We start from the raw sequence: 21020 nt of genomic DNA, 5'->3' as shown, positions 1-21020 counted from the left end.
GGCGCCCCGCATGTCGAACAAAGATGAGACGCCCAGCGATCTGATTCGCGCGCGGGATGTCGGCGGGTTCGACATCTGGTCGTTGCCCAGCTTCGACCCCCACGTGCCGCAGCCAGAGCCTGAACCGGTGCAGGAAGCGCCGGCACAGATGGAAGAAGTGCCGCTGGACGAAGTCCAGCCACTGACCCTCGAAGAATTGGAAGCCATCCGTCAGGAGGCTTACAACGAAGGCTTTGCGGCGGGTGAAAAAGATGGTTTTCGCAGCACCACCCTCAAGGTCCGTCAGGAGGCTCAAGAGGCCCTCAGCGTCAAGCTGGGCAGCCTGGAGCGTTTGATGGGCAACCTGTTCGACCCCATCGCCGAACAGGACTCGCAGCTGGAAAAATCCATGGTCGGCCTGGTGCAGCACATCACCCGCCAGGTGATCCAGCGTGAACTGGTGCTCGATTCCAGCCAGATCGAAAGCGTGATGCGCGAAGCCCTCAAGCTGCTGCCCCTGGGCGTGGGCAATGTGCGGCTGTACATCAACCCGCAGGATTTCGAGCAGGTCAAAGCCTTGCGCGAGCGCCATGAAGAAACCTGGCGCATCGTCGAGGACGCCGCGCTGCTGCCTGGCGGTTGCCGCGTCGAGACCGAGCACAGCCGCATCGATGCCACGGTGGAAACCCGCATCAGCCAGATCATGGCCAAGCTGTTCGACCAGTTGCATGAACAGGCGCTGCACCCGGCCGAGCCTGACCTGAGCGTTGACCTGGACGCCACCGATGCGCCTTGATCGCACCAGCTTCGCCAAGCGCCTGGACAGCTACGCCGAGGCCACGCAGTTGCCCGGCCAGCCGGTCCTCGAAGGGCGCCTGTTGCGCATGGTCGGCCTGACGCTTGAGGCCGAGGGCTTGCGCGCCGCCATGGGCAGCCGCTGCATGGTGATCAACGACGACAGCTACCACCCGGTGCAGGTCGAAGCCGAAGTGATGGGGTTTTCCGGTAACAAGATTTTCCTGATGCCGGTGGGTAGCCTCGCCGGTATCGCTCCGGGTGCCCGTGTGGTGCCCCTGGCCGACACCGGGCGCTTGCCGATGGGCATGAGCATGCTGGGCCGGGTACTCGATGGCGCCGGGCGTGCGCTGGATGGCAAGGGCGGCATGAAGGCCGAGGACTGGGTGCCGATGGACGGCCCCACCATCAACCCGCTCAACCGCAACCCCATCAGCGTGCCGCTGGATGTGGGCATTCGCAGCATCAACGGTTTATTGACGGTCGGTCGCGGCCAGCGCCTGGGCCTGTTCGCCGGTACCGGTGTGGGCAAGTCGGTGTTGCTGGGCATGATGACGCGCTTTACCGAGGCCGACATCATCGTGGTCGGGCTGATCGGCGAGCGGGGCCGTGAGGTCAAGGAATTCATCGAGCACAGCCTGGGTGAAGAAGGCCTCAAGCGTTCCGTCGTCGTCGCCTCTCCGGCGGATGACGCACCGCTGATGCGCCTGCGCGCCGCGATGTACTGCACGCGCATCGCCGAATATTTTCGCGACAAGGGCAAGAATGTCCTGTTGCTGATGGACTCGCTCACCCGTTTCGCCCAGGCCCAGCGCGAGATCGCCCTGGCCATCGGCGAGCCACCCGCGACCAAGGGTTATCCGCCGTCGGTGTTCGCCAAACTGCCCAAGCTGGTGGAGCGTGCCGGTAACGCCGAAGCCGGCGGGGGCTCGATCACCGCGTTCTACACGGTGTTGTCCGAAGGCGATGACCAGCAGGACCCGATTGCCGACTCGGCGCGGGGCGTGCTCGATGGGCACATCGTGCTGTCGCGACGCCTGGCGGAAGAGGGGCACTACCCGGCCATCGATATCGAAGCGTCCATCAGCCGGGTGATGCCGGCGGTGGTCACGCCGGAACACATGGCCCGCGCGCAATACTTCAAGCAGCTGTGGTCGCGTTACCAGCAAAGCCGCGACCTGATCAGCGTCGGCGCCTACGTGGCCGGGGGCGATCGCGAGACCGACCTGGCCATCGCCCTGCAGCCGCAATTGGTGACCTACCTGCGCCAGGGGCTTAACGACAAGATCAGCATGGGCGAAAGCGAAGCGCATCTGCAGTCCATCTTCGCCCCCGCGCCGGGCGGCTAACCCATGGCCAACAGCCGCGCCGCGCGCCTGGCCCCGGTGGTGGAAATGGCCGAAAAGGCCGAAAAAACCGCCGTGCAGCGCCTGGGGTATTTCCAGGGCCAGGTGCGCCTGGCGGAGAGCAAACTGGGCGACCTGGAGCGCTTTCGCCTCGAATATCAGCAACAGTGGATCGAACGCGGCAGCAAGGGCGTGTCGGGCCAGTGGCTGATGGGGTACCAGGGCTTTCTCAATCAGTTGGAAACCGCCGTCGGCCAACAGCGCCAGAGCCTGGCCTGGCACCAGAACAACCTCGACAAGGCCCGCGAAAGCTGGCAACAGGCATTTGCCCGCGTCGAAGGGTTGCGCAAGCTGGTGCAGCGCTATATCGATGAAGCGCGGGCGATTGAAGACAAGCGCGAGCAGAAGTTGCTCGATGAACTGTCCCAGCGCCTTCCGCGCCAGGAACCGTTCTAACCAACGCAGCAGGAAAAAATGTGGGAGGGGGCTTGCCCCCGATGGTGGTGTGTCAGTCAAAAGATGCAGTGACTGACACTCGGCAATCGGGGGCATAGGTATCTACACAACTCAGCAGCGCCCAACCGTAACCACGATGCGAAGCGAGCCGCTCTTGATCTTGATCTGCTTGTGATCTTGATCTCAGGCGCCCCGTTAAACCACGCTGGCCGAACGCAGGCTTGAATCCGTGGGTAACCCGGCAGGACGCCGGGTTAGCCGCACTGGGCCAGGGATGGCCCATTGCGGCGGCCCACGGATTCAAGCCTGCGTTCGGGCACACCGAGCCCAAGCGAGGTGCCGAGTGGTGGGGCAAGAGCGTTTTGCTTACTTTTGCGCTTTTCAAAAGTGAGCCGCCGTAAGGGCGGAACCCTAAGCAGCCGTTACCGCAGAAACGGATATGTACTCGGTCCAATCCAACATCCCGGCCAGCCCCGAGGCCGCCATCGGGGGCAAGCCCCCTCCCACATTTGGACCGGGATCGACACCAAAATCCTGGTCGCCCCGGAGGCAAGCCCCCTCCCACATTTGAACGGCTGTGTTGCTCAGATCGGGTTCGCCTGCTACACCTTGTTGCACAGACCCATGACAAGGAAGCAGTCACATGTCAATCGAGTCAGAAGTATCCCTGGACGGGAAGAAGTTGACGATCGCAATCAAGGGCCGGTTCGATTTCGGCAGCCACCAGGCATTTCGCGATGCCTATGAGCGTTACTACAAGGTACCCGAGTTGTATGTGGTCGATCTTAAAGAAACCACCTACATGGACAGCTCGGCCCTGGGCATGCTCCTGCTGCTCCGGGACCATGCCGGTGGCGATGAGTCTCAAGTGCACGTCAGCAACAGCAGCCACGACGTGCGCAAAATCCTCGCCATTTCCAATTTCGACAAGCTGTTCGATATATCGTGAGAGTCCTGGCCCCCTTATCCGAGCCGCTGACCATCCTGATTGCCGAAGACAGCGCCGCCGACTTGCTGTTGTTGTCGACCATCGTGCGGCGTCAGGGTCACCATGTGCTCACCGCGACCAATGGCGAGCAGGCCGTTGAAGTGTTTGCGCGCGAGCGCCCGCAGCTGGTGCTGATGGACGCAATGATGCCGGTGATGGATGGTTTTCTCGCCGCGCGCTGGATCAAGCAATTGGCGGGCGAGCAGTTGGTCCCCATCATCTTCCTGACCTCGCTGCGCGAAAGCGCCGCCCTGGCCGAGTGCCTGGACGCCGGCGGCGACGATTTCCTGCCCAAGCCCTACAACCAGCTAATTCTGGCCGCCAAGATCAACGCCATGGACCGCCTGCGGCGGCTACAAGCCACGGTGCTGCAGCAGCGTGACCAGATCGCCCGGCACAATGATCATCTGTTACATGAGCAACGCGCCGCCAAGGCCGTGTTCGACAAGGTCGCGCATTCGGGTTGCATCAACGCGGCGCCGAATATCCGCTACCTGCAATCGCCCTATGCACTGTTCAACGGGGACTTGTTGCTGGCGGCCTATACGCCGTCCGGCGACATGCACGTGCTGCTCGGCGATTTCACCGGCCACGGCCTGCCGGCGGCGATCGGTGCCATGCCGCTGGCCGAAGTGTTCTACGGCATGACCGCCAAGGGCTATGGGCTGACGCAGACCCTGCGCGAGATGAACGCCAAGCTCAAGCGCATCCTGCCGGTGGACATGTTCTGCTGCGCCACACTGTTGTGCCTGAGCACCGAGCGGCGCGTGGTGGAGGTGTGGAACGGCGGCATGCCCGAGGGCTATGTGCACGAGGTCGCCACCGGCAAGCGCACGCCGTTGATGTCGCGGCATCTGCCGTTGGGCGTGCTGTCGGCCCAGGCATTCGATGACAGCACTGAAGTCTGGCCCATGGCCCTGGGCGATCGGGTGTTCCTGCTCTCCGATGGCGTGCTGGACACCGCCGACGCCAATGACCAGTTGTTCGGCGCCGAGCGTTTGCAGCAGGTGTTTGCCGCCAACCGCGAGCCCGACCGCCTGTTCGAGGATATCGAGCAAGCGCTGGCGGCCTTTCGCGGTGAGGCGCGGGACGACGTCAGCATGGTTGAAATCAGCTTGCTGGCCGGCCAACCGCTGCGCGTGGCCGAACCTATGTATTCCGACAGCGGCCAGTCGTGCCCGCTGAATTGGTCGGTGAGTTTCGAGTTTCGCGCGCAGACCCTCAGGCGCTACAACCCGTTGCCGTATCTGCTGCAATTGCTGTTGGAGGTCCACGGCCTGCGTGAGCAGAGTGGGGCGCTCTACACGGTCATGGCCGAGTTGTATGCCAATGCCCTCGAGCATGGCGTACTGGGCCTGGATTCACAGCTCAAGCGCGATGCCGAAGGGTTTGCGCAGTATTATCGCCTGCGCAACGAGCGGCTGGCGCAATTGAACAGCGGCCATATCCGGGTGCATGTGCAGGTGTCCCCGACTGCGCAGGGCGGCAAGATGACGTTGCGTGTCGAGGACAGCGGGCCTGGCTTCGATGTTGACGAGGTGCTGGCGCGGCCGCTGGATGCTGACCGTCTGTCCGGCCGCGGCTTGAACCTGGTGCGTCAACTGAGCGGCGACGTACGCTGGTCCGATGGCGGGCGCTGCGTCTGCGTGGAGTTTTGCTGGAAGGCTCTGGCATAATCCGTCAATTCTTGATCAAGGAGCGAGCAAGTGGTCGATATACATCTGGATCCGGACGTGTTGTCGGGTTTGAAGGAAGTCATGGAGGGCGAATACCCGAAACTGCTGGATACCTTCCTTCATGACTCTCAGGAGCGTGTCACTGCGTTGCGCAAGGCGCGCGACGATGCCAAGGCGTTGGGCCGCATAGCGCATAGTTTCAAGGGCAGCAGTGGCAACCTGGGGGCGGTGCGCTTGGCGCAGTTGTGTCAGCGATTGGAGGCTGAGTCCGCTGAGTCCGCATCGGATCTGGGCGCGCTGGTTGACCAGATTGATCATGAGTTCGCGCTGGTCAAGCCGATGTACGAATCGGAGCGCCAGCGTTTCAGTGCGTGAGCCTTCGCTGCAAACCTGGCCCGACTCTTGCTCTATCTCCTGATACTGCATCCCCGACCCCCATGCAGTGGAGACCTTTACCTATGCCAGTCGCCCCCAATTCGCTCCTTCAGGCTGCCCCCGCGGCCAAGCCTCAAGCGCCTGCCGCCACCCCTGCGGTGGCGGCTGCGGACCCACGGGACAAAGGCCCTGGCTTCTCTCAAGTGTTCGCCAACCAGGGCGCCAAACCGGCGCTGAAAACCGACAGCGCGCCGGGCAAATCGGTGCCTGCAACCGCCGACAAAACACCTGCCGCCAGCACGCCTGCGGTTGCCGATAGCGGCAATCCCTTGCCTGCCAAGCCGTCCGATGCCGACAAAGCGGCCAAGGACACACCCGCCGATCCGTCCCTGGCGCAACAGCCCCCGACCGATACGCCGCCGGTCGATCCGGCCTTGATCGTCACGGTCACCCCCGGCGCCGTCCCACCGCAAACGCCGGCACCTGCGGTAGCGGTAGCGGATGACACGCCCCAACCGGTGGCGACCGCCGCCGCCGTGGTCGATAAGGCCAAGCCGCCGGCCTTCGACCCTGCAGCCGACCCGCTGGACGCGATGCCTGCCGTGCGCCTGGCAATGGAGCAGGGCGGTCATGTGTCGGCCGGCAGCCAGGCAACCCAGAAAGCGGCGCCAGCCACGGTCCAGGATCAACCGACCGCCGCGCAGAATTTTGCCGCCGGCCTGGCCACGATGGTCGATCAACAAGCCACCAGGGACAGCACCCATAACGGCGGCGACAAGGCCTTTGGCGCGCTGATCGATGACGGCCTCAAGGACCTCAAGCGTGCCGACAGCGACACCCGCGTGGATGACTTCGCCAACCGCCTGGCCGCGCTGACCCAGGCCGCCACGCCGAAAACCGCCAACGCCTTGCCACCGGTGATCAACGCCCCGCTGGCCATGCACCAGAGCGGCTGGACCGAAGAAGTGGTCAACCGCGTGATGTACCTCTCCAGCGCCAGCCTCAAGTCGGCCGAAATCCAATTGCAGCCGGCCGAACTGGGGCGCCTGGATATCAAGGTCAGCATGACGCCCGACCAACAGGCCCAGGTCAGCTTCATGAGCGGCCATGCGGTGGTGCGTGAAGCGCTGGAAAGCCAGTCCGGCCGCTTGCGCGAGATGTTCGCCCAGCAGGGCATGGGGCAGGTGGATGTGAACGTGTCCGACCAGTCCCGGGGGCAGGAGCAGCAGCAACAGCAAAACCAGGCGCGGGGTGTGAGCAGTGGCGGCCGGCGAGGTGATAGCGCTGACACCGGCAGTCACGTTGACGTGGCTGAAGCGGTCAAGCCCGTGACCTCGACCGTGATCGGCTCCAGCGCCGTCGACTACTACGCCTGACCCAAGTCAAATAGAGATCCAACGGTGGGAGGGGGCTTGCCCCCGATTGCGGTGTATCAGCAACCGATTTGTTGACTGAAACACTGCTATCGGCGGCAAGCCCCTTCCCACATTTGATTTGTGTTGCCCTGGCGCCAGACAACTCTGGCATAACACTTGCTCTTGCCTATCCGTATATCTATGAATTCCCGAATAGTGACGGATTATTGGCATGGCGAACAGCGACGACGCAGCAACTCCCCCGGCAGGCAAAGGCAAAGGCAAGCTCAAGCTGATCCTGCTGATTGTGCTGGGCCTGCTCCTGGCCATTGGCGCCTCGATTGGCGGCACCTGGTACATCATGCACAGCAGTGCCAGCAAACCTGCCCCTGCCGCCGACACCGCCACTAACGTCAAGCAACCGGCAATCTTCGAACCGATGCTGCCGGCCTTTGTCGCCAACTACAATCAGAACGGTCGCCAACGCTACTTGCAGGTGAGCATCACCTTGCTGGCGCGCAACCAGGCGGACCTGGACGCGCTCAAGGTGCACATGCCGGTGATCCGCAACAACCTGGTGATGCTGTTCTCGGGCCAGAGCTTCGACAGCCTGGCCACCCCGGTGGGCCAGGAAATGCTGCGCCAGAAGGTCACTGCCAGCGTGCAGGAAGTGGCCCAGAAAGAGCTCGGCAAAGTCGTGATAGAGCAGGCGCTCTTCACTAACTTCGTATTGCAGTAGGATCACGACATGGCCGTGCAAGACCTGCTGTCCCAGGATGAAATCGACGCGCTGTTGCATGGCGTGGACGATGGTCTGGTGCAGACCGAAATGGCTGCCGAGCCCGGCAGTGTCAAAAGTTATGACCTGACCAGCCAGGATCGCATCGTCCGTGGACGCATGCCGACCCTGGAAATGATCAACGAACGTTTCGCCCGTTATACCCGCATCAGTATGTTCAACATGCTGCGCCGCTCGGCGGACGTCGCCGTGGGTGGCGTGCAGGTGATGAAGTTCGGTGAATACGTGCACTCGCTGTACGTGCCCACCAGCCTCAACCTGGTCAAGATCAAGCCGTTGCGCGGCACCGCGCTGTTCATCCTTGACGCCAAACTGGTGTTCAAGCTGGTGGACAACTTCTTCGGCGGCGACGGCCGTCACGCCAAGATCGAAGGCCGTGAGTTCACGCCCACCGAACTGCGCGTGGTGCGCATGGTGCTGGAGCAGGCTTTCATCGACTTGAAGGAAGCGTGGCAGGCGGTCATGGAAGTCAATTTCGAGTACATCAACTCGGAAGTGAACCCGGCCATGGCCAACATCGTCGGGCCGAGCGAAGCCATTGTGGTGTCCACGTTCCACATCGAACTCGATGGCGGCGGCGGCGATCTGCACGTGACCATGCCGTACTCGATGATCGAGCCGGTGCGCGAAATGCTCGACGCCGGTTTCCAGTCCGACCTCGACGACCAGGACGAGCGCTGGGTCAAGGCCCTGCGCGAAGACCTGCTGGACGTCGATGTGCCCCTGAGCGCCACCGTGGCCCGTCGCCAGCTGCGCCTGCGCGACATTCTGCACATGCAGCCGGGGGACGTGATCCCCGTCGAATTGCCGGAAGAACTGATCATGCGCGCCAACGGTGTGCCGTCGTTCAAGGTCAAGCTCGGCTCTCACAAAGGCAACCTGGCGTTGCAAGTGATCGAACCGATCAACCGCCGCTGATCAACATTCATTTTTGCTACGCCGAGGACATGTAATGGCTACCGAACACGAAAACACTTCCGCCGAAGACCAGGCCCTGGCTGACGAGTGGGCTGCGGCCCTGGAAGAGACCGGCGATGTCGGCCAGGACGACATCGACGCGCTGCTGGCCGCCGACGCCGCGTCCGCACCGGCCGGCAAGCGCCTGCCGATGGAAGAATTCGGCAGCGTGCCGAAAAACAACGACCCGGTGACCCTCGACGGCCCCAACCTGGATGTGATCCTGGACATCCCAGTGTCGATTTCCATGGAAGTGGGCAGCACCGAAATCAACATCCGCAACCTGCTGCAGCTCAACCAGGGCTCGGTGATCGAGCTGGACCGCCTGGCCGGCGAGCCGCTGGACGTGCTGGTCAACGGCACGCTGATCGCCCATGGCGAGGTGGTGGTGGTCAACGAGAAGTTCGGCATTCGCCTGACGGACGTGATCAGCCCGAGCGAACGCATCAAGAAGTTGCGCTGAAATGAAGTACTCGATGGCGGGACTGTGGCTGGCGCTGCCGTTGAGCGCGCTGGCGGCCGAGCCGGTCGCGCAAGCGGCGGCGGCACCGGCGGTCGGCAGCGTCGGCGGGCAGTTGACGCAGTTGCTGCTCGGCCTGTTGCTGGTGATCGGCTTGATCTTCGTACTGGCCTGGCTGATGCGCCGCGTGCAGCGCATCGGCCCGGGCAATGCCCAGGTGATCGAACTGGTCGGCTCGCGTGCCCTCGGCCCGCGGGACCGATTGGTGCTGGTGCAGGTGGGCGAGGAGCAGATCCTGCTCGGCATCACCCCTGGCCGCATTACTCCGTTGCACGTACTCAAAACCCCCGTGGACGCGGCCAGCAGCGAGACCGCCACGCCAGAATTCGCCCAGCGCCTGATGGAATTGCTGGGCAAGGACCAGAAGGATAAGAAGTAATGCGCGTGTTCCTGACGCTCATGCTGTTGCTGGCCGCGCCGATGGCACTGGGCGCCGACCCGTTGTCGATCCCGGCGATTACCCTGGGCACCAATGCGGCCGGCGCGCAGGAATACTCGGTCAGCCTGCAGATCCTGCTGATCATGACCGCGCTGAGTTTTATCCCGGCGTTCGTCATGCTGATGACCAGCTTTACGCGGATCATCATCGTGTTCTCGATCCTGCGCCAGGCCCTGGGCCTGCAGCAGACGCCGTCGAACCAGATCCTCACCGGCATGGCGCTGTTTTTGACCCTGTTCATCATGGCGCCGGTCTTCGACAAGGTGAACCAGCAAGCCCTGCAGCCGTACCTGGCGGAAAAGCTCACGGCCCAGGACGCGATCGACAAGGCCCAGGGCCCGATCAAGGACTTCATGCTGTCGCAGACCCGCTCCAGCGATCTCGAGTTGTTCATGCGCCTGTCCAAGCGTACCGACATTGCCACCCCGGACCAGGCGCCGCTGACGATTCTGGTGCCCGCCTTCGTTACCTCGGAATTGAAGACCGCGTTCCAGATCGGCTTCATGATCTTCATCCCGTTCCTGATCATCGACCTGGTGGTGGCGAGCGTGCTGATGGCGATGGGCATGATGATGCTATCGCCGCTGATCATCTCGCTGCCGTTCAAGATCATGCTGTTTGTGCTGGTGGACGGCTGGGCGCTGATTATCGGCACCCTGGCCGGCAGTTTCGGGGGGGTATAGCGCCATGACCCCGGAAGTTGCCGTCGACCTGTTCCGTGAAGCACTGTGGCTGACCACCGTGATGGTCGCCGTGCTGGTGGTGCCGAGCCTGCTGGTCGGCCTGCTGGTGGCGATGTTCCAGGCCGCCACCCAAATCAACGAACAGACCCTGAGCTTCCTGCCGCGCCTGCTGGTGATGCTGATCACCCTGATCGTCGCCGGCCCGTGGCTGGTGCAAACCTTCATGGAATACATCCTGCAGCTGTACGGCAGTATTCCGCAGTTGATCGGCTGAGCCGATGCAATCCTTATTGGCCCTGACCGACACCCAGATCAGTACCTGGGTGGCCTCGTTCATCCTGCCGATGTTTCGCGTCACGGCCATGTTGATGGCCATGCCGGTGTTCGGCACAACCCTCGTGCCACGGCGTGTGCGCCTGTATTTCGCGGTAGCCATTACGGTCGTGATCGTGCCTGGCCTGCCGCCGATGCCGCCGGTCAATGCCCTCGACCTCAGTGCGCTGCTGCTGATTGCCGAACAGATCCTGATCGGCGCCATGCTGGGTTTTTCCCTGAGCCTGTTCTTCCAGGCGTTTGTGGTGGCCGGCCAAATCATCTCGGTCCAGATGGGCATGGGCTTTGCGTCCATGGTCGACCCCACCAACGGTGTGTCGGCGGCGGTAATCGGGCAATTTTTGACCATGTTGGTGACCTTGCTGTTCCTGGCCATGAACGGCCATTTGGTGGCGTTCGAGGTGCTGACCGAAAGCTTCACCACCTTGCCGGTGGGCTCGGGGCTGGTGGTCAACCATTTCTGGGAACTGGTGGGGCGCCTCGGCTGGGTGCTGGGCGCGTCCTTGCTGCTGGTGTTGCCGGCCATCACCGCGCTGCTGGTGGTCAACATCGCGTTTGGCGTGATGACCCGCGCAGCCCCGCAACTGAACATTTTCTCGATCGGCTTCCCTTTGACCCTGGTGATGGGCATGGGGATTTTCTGGATCGGCCTGGCCGACATTCTCAATCAGTATCAACCGCTGGCAACCGACGCCCTGCAGTTCCTACGTGACCTGGCACGGGCGCGCTGAGCCATGGCCGAGAGCGAGAGTGGTCAGGACAAGACAGAAGACCCCACGGAGAAACGTAAAAAGGACTCCAGGGAAAAGGGCGAGATCGCACGCTCCAAAGAGCTCAATACCGTTGCGACCATGATGGCCGGCGCCGGTGCCCTGCTGATCTACGGCGGTGGCCTGGCGCTGGATTTGCTGGAGCTGATGAAGCACAACTTCACTCTGCCCCGGGAGGTGTTGCTCAACCCCGACTCCATGGGCCAGTACCTGCTGCATTCGGGCACGATCGCGCTGCTGGCGGTGCAGCCGATTCTGATCACGTTGCTGCTGGCCGCGCTGATCGGCCCGGTCGCCCTGGGCGGCTGGCTATTTGCTGCCAGCAGCATGGCGCCCAAGTTCAGCCGCATGAACCCGGCGGCCGGCCTCAAGCGCATGTTTTCCACCAAGGCCCTGGTGGAACTGCTCAAGGCGCTGGCCAAATTCATCCTGATTCTGTTCGTGGCGGTGACGGTATTGTCGTCCGACATCGACGATCTGCTGCGCATCGCCCATGAACCGCTGGAGTCGGCGATCATCCACAGCCTGCAAGTGGTGGGCTGGAGCGCGTTGTGGATGTCCGCCGGGTTGATCATCATCGCGGCGGTGGACGCGCCGATCCAGTTGTGGGAAAGCCACAAGAAACTGCTGATGACCAAGCAGGAAGTGCGCGACGAACACAAGGACCAGGAAGGGCGCCCGGAGGTCAAGCAACGCATCCGCCAACTGCAGCGCGAAATGTCCCAGCGCAAGATGATGGCCTCGGTGCCCGACGCCGACGTGATCATCACCAACCCGACCCACTATGCCGTGGCCCTCAAGTACGACCCGGAAAAGGGCGGCGCGCCGATGTTGCTGGCCAAGGGCAGCGACTTTACCGCGTTGAAAATCCGCGAAATCGCCGTGGCCAACGACATCCTGCTGCTGGAATCCCCGGCGCTGGCACGGTCGATCTTCTATTCCACGGATCTGGACCAGGAAATCCCGGCCGGGTTGTACCTGGCGGTAGCCCAGGTGCTGGCCTACGTCTACCAGATCCGCCAATACCGGGCAGGCAAGGGCAAGCGGCCTGATCCGCTCAAGGACCTGCCGATCCCGCCGGATTTGCGTCGCGACTCCTGAACGCTGCGGCTCACTGCAGGAGCGAGCTTGCTCGCGAAAAACTCACCGTCGCCGCGTTCATCCTGACTCCCCGCGTTATCGTTACCCACCTTCGCGAGCAAGCTCGCTCCTACAGGAGGGTGGCCATTACCTGTCAACTTTGACAGTAGCCAATACGCCGCCTTCACTGTTTGATACAGCGATGAGCCACGCAGCCATGCGCGGCTCGGGAGGCGGTGATGGACAGGGGCACGGTCAGGTGGTGCGATGCGGTCAAGGGCATTTGCTTCAAGGCTCTGGATCGCGATGGCAATGAGGTTGCCGTTCAGTCGACAGCCATTGAAAGTGTTGAATCCCCACAGACGCCTCCCAGGCAACGACCCTCCCGCAGGCGCAAAAAGCCCTCGCAGGCATGATCCACGCTATCACCTGCTTACCATCCGCCATCGACCCGCGTCTACCTGTCAACTTTGACAGTAGCCAGGCGAAGCTTTCCCACGGTTTCATTACCCATCAGCACTGCGCGCAGGTAGTAAACGAGATGCAGGGAGAGCGGTATTGAAAGTGGCGATGGGGACTGTCAAATCCTATGACTGGATCAGGGGCGACTGGCTGATCGAGCTGGATGACCGGGCAGAGCACGTGTTCATCAATCATAAGGATTGGCGCTGGACGGCGCTGTCGGAGGGTAAGCATCTGAAGTTTCAAATGGTCCATCGGCCCGAGGGCATCTATGCGTTGCCCATCCAGGCAGGCAACTGTGGTGAATCGGGTTGCAAGTGAAGGTGATCGTGCCGGGATACACCCGCAAATGTGGGAGGGGGCTTGCCCCCGATTGCAGTCTGTCAGTCAATAAATTCATCACTGATCCACCGCTATCGGGGGCAAGCCCCCTCCCACAGTTGAATTGATTTACACCCAGTAGATCCGGTCGCTGGCAGAGTCATCCTGGCCGTGGGGCAAAAGTTGGAAGGCTTCTTGCAATACCGCCTTCAGGACGCCTCCCGGCGTCAAAACTTTGCTTCAAGGACACGAGGAATACCGGTGGTAGATCGCTCTCAAATGCTCAGCACGGCCCGTGGCACCCTGACTGACCTGTCGCGGGGCAATCTGGGTGTGCCGTTGTTGTTGCTGGTGATGCTGGCAATGATGATGTTGCCGATGCCGCCGTTCCTGCTCGACGTGTTTTTCACCTTCAACATCGCCCTGTCGGTGGTGGTGCTGCTGGTCTGTGTGTACGCCCTGCGGCCTTTGGATTTCGCGGTATTTCCCACCATCCTGCTGGTGGCGACCCTGTTGCGCCTGGCGCTGAACGTGGCGTCCACCCGCGTAGTGATGCTCCACGGCCAGGACGGTCACGCCGCCGCCGGTAAGGTGATCCAGGCCTTCGGTGAGGTGGTGATCGGCGGTAACTACGTGGTCGGTATCGTGGTGTTCGCGATCCTGATGATTATCAACTTCGTGGTGGTGACCAAGGGCGCCGGGCGGATTTCCGAGGTGAGCGCACGCTTTACCCTGGATGCGATGCCCGGTAAGCAGATGGCCATCGACGCCGACCTCAACGCCGGCCTGATCGACCAGAACCAGGCAAAATCCCGGCGCCTGGAAGTGGCCCAGGAGGCCGAGTTCTACGGCTCCATGGACGGCGCCAGCAAATTCGTGCGCGGTGACGCCATCGCCGGCCTGTTGATCCTGTTCATCAACCTGATCGGCGGCATGGCCGTGGGGATCTTCCAGCACGGCATGACCTTTGGCGATGCGGGCAAGGTGTACGCCTTGCTGACCATCGGTGACGGTTTAGTGGCGCAATTGCCATCACTGTTGTTATCCACAGCGGCAGCGATCATGGTGACCCGTGCTTCGGGCTCCGAAGACATGGGCAAGCAGATCAGCCGCCAGATGTTCGCCTCGCCCAAGGCGCTGGCCGTGGCCGCCGGTATCATGGCCGTCATGGGCATCGTGCCGGGCATGCCTCACGTTTCGTTCCTGAGCATGGCGGCCATGGCCGGCGGCGCGGCCTATCTGTTCTGGAAAAAGCAGAATGCAGTCAAGGTCCAGGCCCAGCAGGAAATCGCGCGCCAGCAGGAATTGCTGCCATCCCCGACCCGCGCCCAGGAAACCAAGGAGTTGGGCTGGGACGACGTGACCCCGATCGACATGATCGGCCTGGAAGTCGGCTACCGCCTGATTCCGCTGGTGGACCGCAACCAGGGCGGCCAGCTGCTGGCGCGGATCAAGGGTGTGCGCAAGAAGCTGTCCCAGGACCTGGGCTTCCTGATGCCCACCGTGCATATCCGCGACAACCTCGACCTGGCCCCCAGCGCCTACCGGCTGACCCTGATGGGCGTGATCCTGGCCGAAGCCGAGATCTACCCGGACCGCGAACTTGCGATCAACCCGGGGCAGGTGTTCGGTACGCTCAACGGCATTACCGCCAAAGATCCGGCTTTCGGCCTGGAGGCGGTGTGGATCGAAGTCAGCCAGCGCAGTCAGGCGCAATCGCTGGGTTACACCGTGGTCGACGCCAGCACCGTGGTCGCCACCCACCTCAACCAGATCCTCTACAAGCACTCCCACGAGCTGATCGGCCACGAGGAAGTCCAGCAATTGATGGGTTTGCTGGCCAAGGCCTCGCCGAAACTGGCCGAAGAGCTGGTGCCGGGCGTGCTGTCGCTGTCGCAGTTGCTCAAGGTGCTGCAAGCCTTGCTCGCCGAACAAGTGCCGGTTCGCGACATTCGCAGCATTGCCGAAGCCATCGCCAACAACGCCGCCAAGAGTCAAGATACTGCCGCGCTGGTGGCCGCCGTGCGCGTCGGTTTGTCCCGCGCAATCGTGCAAAGCATTGTAGGCGTTGAGTCTGAGCTGCCTGTTATCACCTTGGAGCCAAGGTTGGAACAGATATTGCTCAATAGTATTCAGAAGGCAGGGCAAGGCCAGGAAGAAGGGGTTTTGCTGGAGCCAAGCATGGCTGAAAAGCTGCAGCGTTCGTTGATCGAAGCCGCGCAGCGCCAGGAAATGCAGGGCCAGCCGGTGATTCTGCTGGTGGCCGGTCCGGTCCGCGCGATGTTGTCGCGCTTTGGACGCCTGGCAGTACCGAATTTGCACGTGTTGGCTTACCAGGAAATTCCTGACAATAAGCAAGTGACTATCGTCGCGACAGTAGGGCCCAACGGCTGAGGGTAGTGGGTTATGCAAGTAAAGCGTTTTTTCGCCGCCGATATGCGTCAGGCCATGAAGTTGGTCCGCGATGAGCTGGGCGCCGATGCCGCGATTATCGGTAACCGCCGTATTGCCGGCGGTGTCGAGCTGACGGCTGCCCTGGATTACACCCCCCAGGCCCTGGCCCCGCGCGTGCCGAACATGGAGCTTGAAGACGAGCTGCGCAAGACCGCTTCGCGCATCGTCTCGGCCCAGGCCGAATTGAGCATGCGCGGCGACAGCGACGCCACCACCAATCGCCAGTTGTTCGCCGGCCTGCCGCTGACCGCTTCCGAGCCGCTGGTGGAACCTACGTTTGTCGAACCGCCACGTCCCGCCGCGCCAGCCCCGGCCGCCGCAGTCGATCAGCGCGTGTTCGATTCGATGCGCTTTGAACTCAACGGCCTGCGCGAGCTGCTCGAAGTGCAACTGGGCTCTTTGGCCTGGACGCAACTGCAAGGCAGCAAGCCGCAGCAGGCCAACCTGTGGCGTCGCCTGCAACGCATCGGCCTGTCCGGCCCGTTGTCCCGTGACCTGCTGGCGCTGACCGCCGAGGTCGAGGAACCGCGCCAGGCCTGGCGCATGCTGCTGGCGCACCTGGCGCGCATGATCGCCACCCCGGAGATCGAACCCCTGGAAGAGGGCGGGGTGATCGCCATGGTCGGTCCTGCCGGCATGGGCAAGACCACCACCCTGGCCAAGCTGGCAGCGCGCTACGTGCTCAAGTACGGCGCGCAGAACATCGCGCTGGTGAGCATGGACAGCTACCGCATCGGCGCCCAGGAACAGCTCAAGACCCTGGGCCGCATCCTCAATGTGCCGGTGACCCACGTCGACCCGGGCCAGTCCCTGGCCAACGCCCTCGACCCGCTGCTGCGCAAGCGCGTGGTGTTGATCGATACCGCCGGCCTGCAAGCCAGCGACCCGGCCCTGCGCATGCAGCTCGAAAGCCTGGCCGGGCGTGGCATCAAGTCGAAAAATTACCTGGTGCTTGCAACCACCAGCCAGAAACAGGTTCTTACCGCTGCCTACCACAGCTATAAGCGCTGCGGCCTGGCCGGTTGTATCCTGACCAAACTGGATGAAACCGCCAGCCTGGGCGAAGTGCTGAGCCTGGCAATCAGTCATGAACTACCGGTCGCCTACCTGACCGACGGGCCGCGGATTCCGGATGATTTGCATCTGCCGCGCCGTCATCAGTTGGTCAGCCGTGCTGTCAGCGTGCAAATGCAAGACGAGCCTAGCGAGGAAGCGATGGCTGATATGTTCGCCGACCTTTATCACAACCCGGCAAAACGGGTGGGATGAGGCAGGATGAACACCGTGAAATGTACCTACATCGATGGTCTGCAAGCGATACACGCGGCCAAGCCATGTAGCCTGCGTCTAAGCAAGACAAGGTAAAGAAATAAAATGGGCAGCATGCATCCCGTACAGGTGATCGCGGTGACCGGCGGCAAAGGTGGCGTCGGCAAAACTAACGTGTCAGTGAATTTGTCCCTGGCCCTGGCAGAGCTTGGCCGTCGCGTCATGCTGCTGGATGCTGACCTGGGCCTGGCCAACGTGGACGTTCTGTTGGGGCTGACCCCCAAACACACGCTGGCCGATGTGATCGAAGGCCGCTGTGAGCTGCGCGACGTGCTGCTGCAGGGGCCCGGTGGGATCCGCATCGTACCGGCCGCCTCCGGCACCCAGAGCATGGTGCACTTGAGTCCGGCGCAGCATGCCGGCCTGATCCAGGCCTTCAGCGATATCGGCGACAACCTTGACGTGCTGGTGATCGACACCGCCGCCGGGATCGGCGAGTCGGTGGTCAGCTTTGTCCGCGCAGCGCAGGAAGTACTGCTGGTGGTGTGCGACGAGCCCACCTCGATTACCGATGCCTACGCCCTGATCAAACTGCTCAACCGTGACTACGGCATGAACCGCTTTCGCGTGCTGGCCAACATGGCCCAGAGCCCGCAGGAAGGGCGCAACCTGTTCGCCAAGTTGACCAAGGTCACGGATCGTTTCCTCGATGTGGCTTTACAATACGTCGGCGCCGTTCCCTACGACGAGTGTGTGCGCAAGGCCGTGCAAAAGCAGCGTGCGGTCTACGAAGCGTTCCCTCGTTCGAAGTGCGCACTGGCATTCAAGGCCATTGCCCAGAAGGTCGATACCTGGCCGTTGCCTGCCAACCCTCGGGGGCATCTGGAGTTTTTCGTCGAGCGACTGGTGCATCAGACGAGCGCGGGACCTGTGCTATGACATCAAGCGGCTACAACCTTTACAAAAAGTCGGCACGTGACAGCCAGGGCGAATTGATCGAGCGCTATGCGCCCCTGGTCAAGCGCATTGCCTACCACCTGCTGGCGCGCCTGCCTGCCAGCGTGCAGGTTGAAGACCTGATCCAGGCCGGCATGATCGGCCTGCTCGAAGTGTCGACCAAATATGACGCGAGCAAGGGCGCGAGTTTCGAGACGTATGCGGGTATCCGTATCCGTGGCGCGATGCTCGATGAGGTGCGTAAAGGGGACTGGGCGCCGCGTTCGGTACACCGCAATACGCGCATGGTCAGTGACGCAATTCGCGCAATTGAAGCAAAAACCGGTCGTGACGCTAAAGATCATGAAGTTGCGGCCGAACTCCAATTGAGTCTCGACGATTATTACGGGATTTTGAACGATACCTTGGGCAGCCGCCTGTTCAGTTTCGACGACCTGTTACAGGACGGCGAACACGAAGGGCTGCACGAGGACGGCGCGAGTGCGCATATGGAACCGTCGCGCGATCTGGAAGATGAGCGTTTCCAGGGAGCATTGGCGGACGCCATTGCCAATTTGCCGGAGCGAGAGCGCCTGGTGCTGGCGCTGTACTACGACGAAGAGCTGAACCTCAAGGAAATCGGTGAGGTCCTGGGGGTCAGCGAATCGCGTGTCAGCCAGTTGCATAGCCAGTGCGCGGCCCGCTTGCGGGGGCGGTTGGGAGAGTGGCGCGCGCGCTGACAGGCAGTGTGGGGACACTGCAGATGCTACCGCGAAGGTTTCGGCCTTCGCGGATTCGCTCCGTGGTGCCCTGGGCAGTCCTTTTTGTGTAACGCCTGTTGATTGAAGTGGCGCGTCCAGGTGCTGGGCGCGTTTAAGACTGCTTGGAGGTCGAATTGGACAAGAACATGAAAATCCTCATCGTTGATGACTTCTCAACGATGCGGCGGATCATAAAAAACCTGTTGCGTGACCTTGGGTTCACTAACACGGTCGAGGCGGATGACGGCATTACGGCGATTCCGATCCTCAACAGCGGCAGCATCGACTTTCTGGTAACCGACTGGAACATGCCGGGCATGACCGGTATCGATTTGCTGCGCCATGTGCGCGCCGATGAAAAACTGCGCAGCCTGCCGGTGTTGATGGTGACCGCCGAAGCCAAGCGTGAACAGATCATCGAAGCTGCCCAAGCCGGGGTCAACGGTTACGTGGTCAAGCCATTCACAGCATTGGCCTTGAAAGAGAAGATCGAAAAAATCTTCGAACGCATCCACGGCTAATGCCATCGCGGGGGAGCTATGGAGCATAAAGAAACAACACTGGGCGACTTTGAGTCGACCCTGAAAAAACATGCTCACCAGTTGGTCGACAGCCTGGAAAAAGGCCATTTCGCCGACGCGGTGCAGTTGATCCATGAGCTTAACCAGACCCGTGACCGCGGCCTGTACCAGGAAGTGGGCAAGCTCACACGCGAGCTGCACAGTGCGATCGTCAATTTCCAGATTGACCCGCGCATGCCCCAGGCCGAAGAGATTTCGCAGATCACCGATGCCACTGAACGCTTGTCCTATGTGGTCAGGCTGACCGAGGCGGCGGCCAACCGCACCATGGACCTGGTGGAAAACGCCACGCCCCTGGTCAACGGCATGGCCAGCGAAGCCCACGCCCTGAGCGTGGACTGGGGCCGCTTCATGCGCCGCGAAGTGGGGGCTGAAGAGTTCCGTGAGCTGGCGCGTCGCGTCGACGGTTTTCTGTCGCGCAGCGAACAGGAAAACCGCACGGTGGCCAGCAACCTCAACGATATTCTGCTGGCCCAGGATTACCAGGACCTCACAGGCCAGGTGATCAAGCGGGTGACCCAACTGGTCACCGAAGTGGAAAGCAACCTGCTCAAACTGGTGCTCATGGCCGGCCAGGTCGACCGTTTTGCCGGCATCGAACATGACCGCGAAGCGATCCTCTCGGAAAAAGATCCACAAAAACATCTCGCCAAGGGTGAAGGTCCGCAGATTCATGCCGATAAACGTGAAGACGTCGTATCCGGTCAAGATGACGTAGACGATTTGCTGTCCAGTTTAGGCTTCTAAGGAGCACCCACATGAGCTTCGGCGCCGATGAAGAAATCCTTCAGGATTTCCTTGTAGAGGCCGGCGAAATTTTAGAGCAACTGTCCGAACAACTGGTCGAGCTGGAAAGCCGCCCGGATGATGCGAACCTGCTCAATGCAATTTTTCGCGGTTTTCACACTGTAAAAGGGGGCGCCGGCTTCCTCCAGCTCCATGAGCTGGTGGAGTGCTGCCACATCGCCGAGAACGTGTTCGACATCCTGCGCAAGGGTGAGCGCAAGGTTGACTCGGAATTGATGGACGTGATTCTCGAAGCACTGGATGCGGTCAACGGCATGTTCAGTGAAGTGCGCGAACGTGCGCCGATCACTGCCGCCACCCCGGAACTGCTGGCCGCCCTGGCGCGCCTGGCCGAACCGGCTGCCGAGGCGCCTGCGGTGCAAGCCGAGCCTGAGCCGGTGGCGCCAGCCGAGCCGGATGTGACCGACAGCGAATTCGAGCAACTGCTCGACTCGCTCAATGCGGTCAAGGCTCAAGCTGAAGCGCCGGTTGCGGCTGCGCCGGTCGCCACGCCGACCAGCGAAGACATTACCGACGCAGAATTCGAATCCCTGCTCGACCAGTTGCATGGCAAAGGCCAGTTCGCGGCCGATGCCGTGGCCCCGGCGCCGTCGGATGCTGCGCCCGCTGCACCGGCAGCGCCGGCAGCCAATGCCAGCACCGACATTACCGACGACGAATTCGAGGCACTGCTCGACCAACTGCACGGCAAAGGCACATTTGCCGCCGAAGCCTTGCCGCAAGTCGCGGCCACCGCCGCTGCTCCAGCTGCTCCAGCCGCCAAGGCCGAACCGGCTGAACCGGCCGGCGACGGGTTGATCTCCGACCACGAATTCGAAGCGTTGCTCGACGAGTTGCACGGCAAGGGCAAGTTCACTGAGGTAGCTCCGGCCGCCGCT

The 21020-nt window shown here is 62.0% G+C and carries 23 protein-coding genes; all 23 read left to right on the top strand.

Annotated features, from left to right (window positions below):
• The first annotated feature begins 10 nt into the window (after positions 1-10).
• Complete coding sequence (gene fliH / locus BFQ00_RS23655) at positions 11-775, top strand: flagellar assembly protein FliH (RefSeq protein WP_065934913.1); 765 nt, start codon at positions 11-13, stop codon at positions 773-775.
• Positions 765-2123 (top strand): flagellar protein export ATPase FliI, encoded by a 1359-nt coding sequence (gene fliI / locus BFQ00_RS23650; RefSeq protein WP_065884549.1) that lies wholly within the window; start codon positions 765-767, stop codon positions 2121-2123. Before fliH ends, fliI begins: the two co-directional genes overlap by 11 nt.
• A gap of 3 nt (positions 2124-2126) precedes the next feature.
• Positions 2127-2576, top strand: a complete 450-nt coding sequence (fliJ, locus tag BFQ00_RS23645) for a flagellar export protein FliJ (RefSeq protein WP_065884550.1) — start codon at positions 2127-2129, stop codon at positions 2574-2576.
• A 643-nt stretch (positions 2577-3219) separates the two neighbouring features.
• Positions 3220-3525, top strand: coding sequence for an STAS domain-containing protein (locus BFQ00_RS23640; protein WP_065884552.1), 306 nt, complete (start codon positions 3220-3222; stop codon positions 3523-3525).
• Entirely contained in the window at positions 3522-5240 is a 1719-nt protein-coding gene (locus BFQ00_RS23635) for an ATP-binding SpoIIE family protein phosphatase (RefSeq protein WP_065893762.1), read from the top strand. The genes BFQ00_RS23640 and BFQ00_RS23635 overlap by 4 nt, the downstream gene beginning before the upstream one ends.
• A gap of 30 nt (positions 5241-5270) precedes the next feature.
• A complete protein-coding gene (locus BFQ00_RS23630) occupies positions 5271-5615 on the top strand; it encodes an Hpt domain-containing protein (RefSeq protein WP_065884554.1) in 345 nt (114 codons plus the stop codon).
• Positions 5616-5698: 83 nt separating this feature from the next.
• Positions 5699-6991: a flagellar hook-length control protein FliK gene (locus tag BFQ00_RS23625; RefSeq protein WP_065934912.1), complete on the top strand. Its 1293-nt coding sequence runs from the start codon at positions 5699-5701 to the stop codon at positions 6989-6991.
• Positions 6992-7202: 211 nt separating this feature from the next.
• Positions 7203-7709 carry a flagellar basal body-associated protein FliL gene (fliL, locus tag BFQ00_RS23620; protein ID WP_065934911.1) on the top strand — a complete coding sequence of 169 codons (507 nt, stop codon included), beginning with the start codon at positions 7203-7205 and terminating at the stop codon, positions 7707-7709.
• Positions 7710-7718: 9 nt separating this feature from the next.
• Entirely contained in the window at positions 7719-8687 is a 969-nt protein-coding gene (gene fliM / locus BFQ00_RS23615; protein ID WP_065884557.1) for a flagellar motor switch protein FliM, read from the top strand.
• A gap of 34 nt (positions 8688-8721) precedes the next feature.
• On the top strand, positions 8722-9189 hold the full coding sequence (gene fliN, locus BFQ00_RS23610) for a flagellar motor switch protein FliN (RefSeq protein WP_053257298.1): 468 nt from the start codon (positions 8722-8724) through the stop codon (positions 9187-9189).
• A 1-nt stretch (position 9190) separates the two neighbouring features.
• The gene (gene fliO / locus BFQ00_RS23605) at positions 9191-9625 is read left to right on the top strand and encodes a flagellar biosynthetic protein FliO (RefSeq protein ID WP_065934910.1); all 435 of its coding nucleotides are present in this window, start codon (positions 9191-9193) and stop codon (positions 9623-9625) included.
• Complete coding sequence (fliP, locus tag BFQ00_RS23600; RefSeq protein WP_032895954.1) at positions 9625-10368, top strand: flagellar type III secretion system pore protein FliP; 744 nt, start codon at positions 9625-9627, stop codon at positions 10366-10368. Before fliO ends, fliP begins: the two co-directional genes overlap by 1 nt.
• A 4-nt stretch (positions 10369-10372) precedes the next feature.
• Positions 10373-10642 (top strand): flagellar biosynthesis protein FliQ, encoded by a 270-nt coding sequence (gene fliQ, locus BFQ00_RS23595; protein ID WP_027603863.1) that lies wholly within the window; start codon positions 10373-10375, stop codon positions 10640-10642.
• A gap of 4 nt (positions 10643-10646) precedes the next feature.
• Positions 10647-11432 carry a flagellar biosynthetic protein FliR gene (gene fliR / locus BFQ00_RS23590; protein ID WP_065884559.1) on the top strand — a complete coding sequence of 262 codons (786 nt, stop codon included), beginning with the start codon at positions 10647-10649 and terminating at the stop codon, positions 11430-11432.
• Positions 11433-11435: 3 nt separating this feature from the next.
• Entirely contained in the window at positions 11436-12572 is a 1137-nt protein-coding gene (flhB, locus tag BFQ00_RS23585) for a flagellar biosynthesis protein FlhB (RefSeq protein WP_065884560.1), read from the top strand.
• Between the two features lie 543 nt (positions 12573-13115).
• Positions 13116-13334: a hypothetical protein gene (locus BFQ00_RS23580; protein WP_241088735.1), complete on the top strand. Its 219-nt coding sequence runs from the start codon at positions 13116-13118 to the stop codon at positions 13332-13334.
• A gap of 279 nt (positions 13335-13613) precedes the next feature.
• Positions 13614-15728: a flagellar biosynthesis protein FlhA gene (flhA, locus tag BFQ00_RS23575; protein ID WP_065884562.1), complete on the top strand. Its 2115-nt coding sequence runs from the start codon at positions 13614-13616 to the stop codon at positions 15726-15728.
• A gap of 12 nt (positions 15729-15740) precedes the next feature.
• On the top strand, positions 15741-17057 hold the full coding sequence (flhF, locus tag BFQ00_RS23570; RefSeq protein WP_065884563.1) for a flagellar biosynthesis protein FlhF: 1317 nt from the start codon (positions 15741-15743) through the stop codon (positions 17055-17057).
• Positions 17058-17162: 105 nt separating this feature from the next.
• Positions 17163-17996, top strand: a complete 834-nt coding sequence (fleN, locus tag BFQ00_RS23565) for a flagellar synthesis regulator FleN (RefSeq protein WP_003192912.1) — start codon at positions 17163-17165, stop codon at positions 17994-17996.
• Positions 17993-18733 (top strand): RNA polymerase sigma factor FliA, encoded by a 741-nt coding sequence (gene fliA / locus BFQ00_RS23560; RefSeq protein WP_065884564.1) that lies wholly within the window; start codon positions 17993-17995, stop codon positions 18731-18733. Before fleN ends, fliA begins: the two co-directional genes overlap by 4 nt.
• Positions 18734-18900: 167 nt before the next feature.
• Complete coding sequence (locus BFQ00_RS23555; protein WP_015885173.1) at positions 18901-19275, top strand: chemotaxis response regulator CheY; 375 nt, start codon at positions 18901-18903, stop codon at positions 19273-19275.
• 18 nt (positions 19276-19293) lie between these two features.
• The gene (locus BFQ00_RS23550) at positions 19294-20082 is read left to right on the top strand and encodes a protein phosphatase CheZ (RefSeq protein WP_065884565.1); all 789 of its coding nucleotides are present in this window, start codon (positions 19294-19296) and stop codon (positions 20080-20082) included.
• A gap of 11 nt (positions 20083-20093) precedes the next feature.
• Positions 20094-21020, top strand: a 927-nt coding sequence (locus BFQ00_RS23545) for an Hpt domain-containing protein (protein ID WP_170827589.1), incomplete at its 3' end; no start/stop codon positions are given.

The sequence above is a fragment of the Pseudomonas sp. 28 E 9 genome (genome assembly GCF_900004785.1).
GTDB classification, from domain to species: Bacteria; Pseudomonadota; Gammaproteobacteria; order Pseudomonadales; family Pseudomonadaceae; genus Aquipseudomonas; species Aquipseudomonas orientalis_A.
Note: the sequence above shows the minus strand (reverse complement) of the source record. Positions and strands in the feature narration are given on the sequence as shown.